This is a genomic window from Vibrio sp. 1F255, assembly GCF_041439145.1.
Classification (GTDB): Bacteria; Pseudomonadota; Gammaproteobacteria; order Enterobacterales; family Vibrionaceae; genus Vibrio; species Vibrio crassostreae_C.
The window spans coordinates 115,484-123,275 of sequence record NZ_JBGONQ010000010.1; the positions used below are offsets into that span (position 1 = coordinate 115,484).

A 7,792-nucleotide genomic window follows, 5' to 3' on the forward strand; every position below is an offset into this window, starting at 1 on the left:
ATTTAATGCCTTTAGCAATAAAGGCAGAAAGCTATCGTTGGTATTGAAATGGATTATTTTTTAGGAGCCTTAGAATGAAGGCAATGGTAAAAAAATCAGTCGTTGTCTCTTCTACGTTGTTGGTTGCTTCTTATAGTAACGCTGCTCTTTATAGGGTGGTTTTGGAGGAATCACCAGTAGAAACGGAATCGGTGTATGGGGTTGCAGTTGAACCAGAGCTTGGTACAACGGATTGCTTTAGTACCAGTTGTGGTGACACCGATTACGCATTCGCAGGGGAAGCTCAAAATGCAGAACCAGGTTTTTCCTTTAAAGAGGAGGTCCCTTTTGGTATCGATAACACGTTCTACTATTTGGATTATGACGATATCTATAGCTACTGCACAAGTGAACTTGGCTACGCGACTTGTGAAGCTTGGAGTTCTTTGTTGTGGTATGGCGATGAGGATGCAGGCATTGGAGGCTTGAGAAATGAGCGTGATGCATATTACGAGCTGAGCTATCAGACGAATTCCACGGCTTTCTATGACTCTTATTCGTTAAGTGATATCCCTGATGTTGGCAGTAATCCACCTGATGTGAGCAGTTATAGTTATTCCTTTGTTGATGGAACAGAGGAGAAGGTGATCACTAAAGTTGACGAGAATGGTTTTGTTCTTGGTAACACCAGCAGTGGTTATTACAGCTATAACAACCAATATATTCAGTTGTATAGGCAGCGTGGTTACTACGATACAGGCACTGAATTTACGGTTCTCCAACCTGAAGCCGATACCAGCATTACGATCAGCGATGCTGACGGCGAAGCGAATATAATCTCCCAAATGGGAAGAACGATGGCTTTTGATTCTTTCAGTTATGGAGGGGAAAGCTATGTGGTCGGAAGCGCGTCCGTTGCGACTTTTTATTACAGTGATGAGTATAAAGATTATGACTCTCCGTACACATCCGACAGTGATGCAGAGGATCTAGATAATTGTATCGATGAAGATATTGAGCCTGCTTTATATCCAGAGTGTCAGAACTTTGCTTTTGCTAATCGAGCTTTTGTCTGGAATATAACCGATGCGAATGGCCCCAATGATGATGGAAACCGTTTCTCAGTATCTGATTGGGAAACCAGTTCGACCTATTACTCTTACAACGATGATGAAGCTTCAGCACAGGCGAGTGTGAGGGCTGCAACGATTTCATCTAGAGGGACATATAGCTCTTATCCTGTTTTAGTCGGTTACAATACGGAGCTAGATGATTCAGATAACTTTCTTATGCAGGCTGCTGTGTTTAGGCCAAGCAGTACGTCAAATTTCAGCGTTTCGGAAAATGCTTGGACGACTACATTTATCGCTAATGCGACGGTAGAAGTGAGTGATTCATACATTCACAGTAATTCTGTCGCAACAGACATTAATGAAAACATGATGGTTATTGGTTATGCAAAACGAGATGGTGATTATCCGTCGGATCGTGTGTCTGACAATCGTATGTTTGTCGCTGATGCGAATGACACAACGCCAACAGCTACATTCTTCGCAAGTTTAGGTGAAGACATTTTCTTTGATAGTGCAGAAGGAAAAGCAAGTGAGATCAATAATTACAATGAAATTGTTGGCTATGTTGACGCAGAAACTCACTCTGAAGTAGACGGCCATGAAAGGAGGCATCGCGGCTTCATTTTCCCTTACAACGACATTGGTACCGATGCTGATAGACGTGCAAGATATAATGATCAAGCTTGGTGGTTAGACGACCTAACTAACGGTGGTGACTACAGTGATGCCAACAACCACTTTAGAATATTGGACGCAACCGACATTAATGACGCGGGTGTTATCTCAGGGACGGCAATACAATGTTTTGCGAGTGAAAGTAGCTCCTCTTCTATGGCTTATGATTCAACCGCACACTTTGCTTATTGTAATGATGGAGTAGGTGACGAGAGGGTGGTGGCTGTAAAACTTATCCCGATATCTGGAGCAACAAGTGAAGACATTGCTGAAAGAAGTGATGATAGCGCTGAAGATGTTGAACGTAGTGGTGCCGGTACCGGGCTATTGGTGCTTATCAGTTTAATGTCCGTGCTTTCAGTTCGCTTGAAAAAGTCTCGTTCTGTGATTGCCTAAATTGATGACGTGCTCACGAGAGAAACAACCTCTATTTGACCGTCAACCATTAAAGTAATGGGTTAGGTTTGATACTTCGTCCCATAAGAATACCGCTGGGATATGAAGCTTTTTAAAAGAGCATCACCTGTTTTGTGATGCTCTTTTTACGTTCAACATACACTTATCTCTTTCTGCTTTAGCCAAAAAAATCACATGTAACAATTCAATAACATCTCTTGCTCTGCTGTAAATCAAACCACCCTCTTTCAATCCCTTGATAGCACTCACTTTGTTGTTGCGATGTTTTGTGTGTAACAAATATTTTACAATTTGACGGGTTTTTAGCGTTATTGCCCATTTCCTTCGATGCATTCCAATCTTTCCGCTTGTGGGCCAAATTTAATTAAGGACAAAAAACACGTAATACAAAACCAATAGGTACAAGGAGAAAGTTCATGGTGGATACATACAACCCGCTTGGCACGGATGGATTCGAGTTTGTTGAATACACGGCCGTTGACCACAAGGGAATTGAGCAACTTAAAGCACTGTTTGTGTCACTTGGTTTTGCTGAGGTCGCCAAGCATCGCTCAAAAGAGGCTTGGCTGTATCGACAAGGTGACATCAACTTCATCGTTAATGAACAGCCACACAGTCAAGCGGAAGCGTTCGCTAAAGTGCATGGGCCATCGGTCTGTGGCATGGCTTTTCGTGTCAACGAAGCGACAGCTGCAATGGAACAAGCGTTTAAGGGCGGCGGTGAAGAGTACAAAACAGAAATAGGGCCGATGGAGCTGAGTATTCCTGCCATTTACGGCATCGGTGAAAGCCTGCTCTATTTTGTGGATCGTTATGGCAAGCAGAGCATCTATGACGTCGATTTCCGATTCTATGACGATGCGGAACAGCGCATGGCCGAAGCCAATGTTGGCTTGTATGAAATCGACCATCTCACGCACAACGTGAAACAAGGCAATATGGATGTTTGGTCTGGGTTTTATGAGCGCATCGGTAACTTCCGCGAGATTCGCTACTTCGACATTGAAGGCAAGCTGACAGGCCTTGTGAGCAGAGCCATGACCTCGCCATGTGGCAAAATCCGCATCCCTATCAATGAGTCTTCAGACGACAAATCACAAATCGAAGAGTTCATCCGCGAATACAACGGCGAAGGCATCCAACACATCGCGCTCGCAACGGATGACATCTACAAAACCGTGAAAACCCTGCGTGATCGCGGCATGGACTTTATGCCAACCCCAGATACCTATTACGAGAAAGTCGACGAGCGTGTGAAGGGCCACGGTGAAGACACCGATCTGCTGCGCGATTTACGGGTTCTGATTGATGGCGCGCCGACCAAAGACGGCATCTTGCTGCAAATTTTCACACAGACGGTAATTGGGCCTGTGTTCTTTGAAATCATTCAGCGTAAAGGCAACGAAGGCTTTGGTGAAGGTAACTTCAAGGCGCTGTTTGAATCGATTGAAGAGGACCAGATTCGTCGAGGAGTATTAGACGATGCATAAATGGATCTCGTTTCCTCATCGGGAGGGGGTGTGCTCTAAACAAGCGCACGCCGACTTCCCCGAAGAGGCAATTTATGAGCGAGAAGCGGGCCGAAGTGGATTCTTTGGCTCTGCCGCTCACTTTCATCACCAGCATGCCCCAACAGGTTGGTCGGAGTGGGAGGGTGATCTGCGCCCTCGCGCTTTTGATTTTACGCTGGTGGAAAAAGCCAGCCAGATAACCCCTTGGGCGGTGCCACATCTTTTGCACAATGCGGACTGCAAAATCCGCGTGTGGCGCATGGATGAGAAGATGGATTTCTTAGTGCGTAACTCCGACGGTGATGAGCTGCTGTTCATTCACCAAGGCAGCGCCGATCTCTATTGTGACTATGGTCATCTAGCGGTGAGTGAAGGGGATTACGTGATGATCCCGCGCTCGACCAACTGGCGTTTAGAGCCAAGCGAGCCGATGTTCATCTTGATGATTGAGAACACCGACGCGGCTTATTCCTTGCCTGAGAAGGGCATGGTCGGCAATCACGCGGTGTTTGATCCAGCGGTTCTTGAAATCCCGTCGATCAACGATCAATTCCGCGCTCAGTACTCCGAAGATCAAACCCAAGTTCAGGTGAAACGCCACGACAAAGTCAGTGTGATCACTTATCCGTTCAATCCTTTAGACGCGATTGGTTGGCATGGGGATTTGGCTGTGGTGAAAGTGAATTGGCGCGATATCAGACCGCTGATGTCACATCGTTACCACTTGCCACCGTCTGCGCATACGACCTTTGTTGGCGCAGGCTTTGTAGTGTGTACCTTTGTGCCACGCCCGATTGAGAGCGATCCAGGTGCGTTGAAAGTGCCGTTCTATCACAACAATGACGACTACGATGAAGTGCTGTTCTATCACGCTGGTGACTTCTTCAGCCGCGATAACATTGAAGCGGGCATGGTGACCTTCCACCCTGCAGGCTTCACGCATGGGCCTCACCCAAAAGCCTTTAAGGCAGGGCAAGCGTATAAGAAAAAGTTCACTGATGAAGTCGCGGTGATGATCGATACTCGCCACGCGCTGCAGTTCTCTGATGAACTCGATAGCGTTGAGAACAAAGAATATGTCTACAGTTGGCAAGACACTGGTTTGCAAGAGACAGGTTCTCAAACCATGGCTGACGATAAGAAGTAAGGGACAAGGATGAAATTAGCAACCAAGAAAAATGGCACTCGCGACGGTCTATTGATGGTCGTGAGTAAAGATCTCAAACAGTGTGTGGCTGCCACCGAAATTTTCCATGCGATGCATCTAGCGCCAACCATGCAGGTAGCATTGGATAACTGGGACAGCGTGGCTTCTCAGTTACAAGAGTTATACACCTCGTTAAACAACGGGCATGTGACTGGCAGTGAAGTGTTTGCATCTCAGTATTGTGAATCACCTCTGCCACGCGCATATCAATGGGCGGATGGCAGTGCTTATGTAAACCATGTTGAACTGGTGCGTAAGGCGCGTGGTGCTGAAATGCCAGAAAGCTTCTGGGTTGATCCATTAATGTATCAAGGCGGCTCAGATGCGTTTATCGGCCCTTGTGACAATATCGAATTTGCCAGCGACGAGTGGGGCATCGATTTCGAAGGTGAGGTTGCGATTGTGACCGGTGATGTACCGATGGGCGCTAGCGCTAAACAAGCGCACGACTCGATTCGCTTGCTGATGTTGGTGAACGATGTGTCGCTGCGCGGTTTGATTCCGGCGGAGCTTGCTAAGGGTTTTGGCTTCTTCCAGTCTAAACCGTCTTCTGCGTTCTCTCCGGTTGCGGTAACACCTGATGAGCTTGGCGAGCAATGGAAAGGCAGTAAGGTACATTTACCGTTGATATCGACCTACAACGACCAGCCTTTTGGTTGTCCGAATGCCGGTGTAGATATGACCTTCAATTTTGCAGAGTTGGTTGTGCATGCAGCTAAAACTCGACCATTATCGGCAGGCGCGATCATAGGTTCAGGCACGGTATCGAATAAGCAAGGCACTGACCACGGCACCTCAATTGCCGAGGGCGGCGTGGGCTATTCATGCATTGCCGAGGTGCGCATCATTGAGACGATTCGCGATGGCAAACCTTCGACTCAATTCATGTCGTTTGGCGACTCGATTCGCCTAGAGATGTTTGATGAGGCTGGTGACTCGATCTTTGGCGCGATTGACCAGAAAGTGAGTCAATATCGACCACGCTAGGGATAGCGACAAGAGTAAAGCGACAGAGAGGAACGTTATGAACGAGGGCTCTTTATGAACAAGAAGATCACACTCTATGGTTACTGGCGCTCTTCGGCTGCCTATCGGGTGCGTATTGGATTAAACCTAAAGCAACTCAACTATGAGTCTAAATCGGTCCATTTGGTGCGTAATGGCGGCGAGCAGCATGATCCACAATATCGCGAACTCAATGCCAGTGAATTAGTGCCGGTGCTGGTGGATGGTGAAGTTCAACTCAATCAGTCGCTGACGATCTTGCAATACTTGGACGAAAACTATTTGTGTGAGAGCAGCCCAGACTCCTTGTTGATTCCAGAGCAAACACCATTGCGCTATCAAGCGTTGGCAATGGCTCAGGATATTGCGATAGAAATTCACCCTCTGAATAACCTGCGTGTGTTGCAGTATTTGGAGCGAGAGTTGTCGTGCGAGCAAGAGGCGAGAATGGACTGGCTTCATCATTGGATGAACCAAGGTTTCCGTGCTCTAGAAGAGAAACTGGCAAAGCACAGAAAAGCACACGGTGATTCGGTGTATAGCCTCACCGATTCACCATGCATTGTCGATATTTGCTTGGTGCCACAGGTGTATAACGCGCTGCGTTTTGGCGTTGATATGTCGCCTTATCCGCTGATTAACTCTATTGTCGAAGCGTGCAATCAGTTACCCGCTTTTATTGATGCGATGCCAGAGAATCAGGCGGATGCGAATGATTCCATGTAGATTCACTGATGTAAACGCAAATACTTTTCCCTTACGCTGCCAAAACCGCTTCTTGAAAGAAGCGGTTTCCAACATTAAATATATTAAATACAGTTAGTGTGTGAATATTTATCTCGTTTAGAACTAATATGGATTTAATAAAAAGCCTTGTTATTAATTAAAAGGCTTTACCCCAAGGTTTTATATTAGTGGTGATTATCATTCGATAATATTAATAATAAAAAATACCTTCACCTTTAGTAATCAGAGTACCAGCTTCATTGGTAATTATTTTATCTAAATCAAATAATGAACCAATCGCCGCATTACCCAATCCAGCTTCAACGAACTTACAAACGGCATCAATTTTTGGCCCCATAGAACCAGCAGGGAATGAAAATTCTGCTAAACCAGCAGGCGTTGCTTGCTTCATTTCTGCTTGGTCTTCTTTACCATAGTTACGGAAAATCGAACCATCGGTTAAGATAATAAATAAGTCGGCATGGATTTTTTCAGCCAGTAATTCAGCCGTAAGGTCTTTGTCAATTACGCACTCTACGCCAGTACTCTTACCATGCTCAATACTCACGGGAACACCACCGCCGCCACAAGCGATAACAAGGTTTTCTGTATCTAGAAGAGTTTCAATTTGCTGAATTTCAACAATGCTTTTTGGCATAGGAGAAGGCACAACGCGACGGTAATACTCGCCATCAGCTTTAAACTGCATTGTGCTTTGAGCCATTAACTCTTTAGCTCGTTGCTCTGTATATACAGGGCCAACAAATTTAGTTGGGTTAGCAAACGCAGGGTCTTTTTTGCATACTTCAGTTTGCGTGACTAGCGTCGCTACGTCTAATTCAGGGTCAATGTTTCTTAGTTCTTGCTGTAACATATAGCCCACCATGCCACAGGTTTGAGAGCCGAGTACATCCATTGGATACGGGGTCGTCTCAGGCGAATATTCGTTATAAGCCGCGTTTTGTTCCATCAACAAACCTACTTGTGGGCCATTACCATGAACGATAACAATCTCATGCTCGCGTGCGATCGCGGCAATACTCGCCGCTGATTTGATTATATTTTCGCGTTGGTTTTCAGCCGTTAATGCTTGGCCTCTTGCTAAAAGAGCGTTACCGCCTAAAGCTAATACTATGCGCATGATCAGGGCGCGAGCACACTTTGTTCAATTTATAACCCAAAGAAGACTCGTGCCCGAT

The 7,792-nt window shown here is 46.0% G+C and carries 7 protein-coding genes; 5 read left to right on the top strand and 2 right to left on the bottom strand.

The genetic code is table 11. From position 1 onward, the window contains the following. Positions 1-74 precede the first annotated feature (74 nt). A complete protein-coding gene (locus ACED41_RS08400) occupies positions 75-2,123 on the top strand; it encodes a DUF3466 family protein (RefSeq protein WP_371724779.1) in 2,049 nt (682 codons plus the stop codon). Between the two features lie 123 nt (positions 2,124-2,246). Here the strand turns inward: ACED41_RS08400 and ACED41_RS08405 are convergent, their stop codons facing one another. Next, complete coding sequence (locus ACED41_RS08405; protein ID WP_371724780.1) at positions 2,247-2,477, bottom strand: hypothetical protein; 231 nt, start codon at positions 2,475-2,477, stop codon at positions 2,247-2,249. A gap of 83 nt (positions 2,478-2,560) precedes the next feature. Between ACED41_RS08405 and hppD the strand changes: the two genes are divergently transcribed. Genes hppD through maiA form a run of 4 tightly spaced genes read left to right on the top strand, consistent with a single transcriptional unit; the run spans position 2,561 to position 6,593 of the window. Then, positions 2,561-3,634: a 4-hydroxyphenylpyruvate dioxygenase gene (gene hppD / locus ACED41_RS08410; RefSeq protein ID WP_108155996.1), complete on the top strand. Its 1,074-nt coding sequence runs from the start codon at positions 2,561-2,563 to the stop codon at positions 3,632-3,634. After that, positions 3,627-4,802 (top strand): homogentisate 1,2-dioxygenase, encoded by a 1,176-nt coding sequence (locus tag ACED41_RS08415; RefSeq protein ID WP_371724781.1) that lies wholly within the window; start codon positions 3,627-3,629, stop codon positions 4,800-4,802. Before hppD ends, ACED41_RS08415 begins: the two co-directional genes overlap by 8 nt. Positions 4,803-4,811: 9 nt before the next feature. After that, positions 4,812-5,849, top strand: a complete 1,038-nt coding sequence (locus tag ACED41_RS08420; RefSeq protein WP_371724782.1) for a fumarylacetoacetate hydrolase family protein — start codon at positions 4,812-4,814, stop codon at positions 5,847-5,849. A gap of 54 nt (positions 5,850-5,903) precedes the next feature. After that, positions 5,904-6,593 (top strand): maleylacetoacetate isomerase, encoded by a 690-nt coding sequence (gene maiA, locus ACED41_RS08425; RefSeq protein WP_371724784.1) that lies wholly within the window; start codon positions 5,904-5,906, stop codon positions 6,591-6,593. A 211-nt stretch (positions 6,594-6,804) separates the two neighbouring features. On the opposite strand, the gene ACED41_RS08430 is transcribed toward maiA, so the two are convergent. After that, the gene (locus tag ACED41_RS08430) at positions 6,805-7,734 is read right to left on the bottom strand and encodes a carbamate kinase (RefSeq protein ID WP_371724785.1); all 930 of its coding nucleotides are present in this window, start codon (positions 7,732-7,734) and stop codon (positions 6,805-6,807) included. Between the last annotated feature and the right edge of the window lie 58 nt (positions 7,735-7,792).

Bases quoted from the DNA above. Each gene is read 5' to 3' on its own strand.
- ACED41_RS08400 (WP_371724779.1), top strand. From the start codon at position 75: ATGAAGGCAATGGTAAAAAAATCAGTCGTTGTCTCTTCTACGTTGTTG.
- ACED41_RS08405 (WP_371724780.1), bottom strand. From the start codon at position 2,477: ATGCATCGAAGGAAATGGGCAATAACGCTAAAAACCCGTCAAATTGTA.
- hppD (WP_108155996.1), top strand. From the start codon at position 2,561: ATGGTGGATACATACAACCCGCTTGGCACGGATGGATTCGAGTTTGTT.
- ACED41_RS08415 (WP_371724781.1), top strand. From the start codon at position 3,627: ATGCATAAATGGATCTCGTTTCCTCATCGGGAGGGGGTGTGCTCTAAA.
- ACED41_RS08420 (WP_371724782.1), top strand. From the start codon at position 4,812: ATGAAATTAGCAACCAAGAAAAATGGCACTCGCGACGGTCTATTGATG.
- maiA (WP_371724784.1), top strand. From the start codon at position 5,904: ATGAACAAGAAGATCACACTCTATGGTTACTGGCGCTCTTCGGCTGCC.
- ACED41_RS08430 (WP_371724785.1), bottom strand. From the start codon at position 7,734: ATGCGCATAGTATTAGCTTTAGGCGGTAACGCTCTTTTAGCAAGAGGC.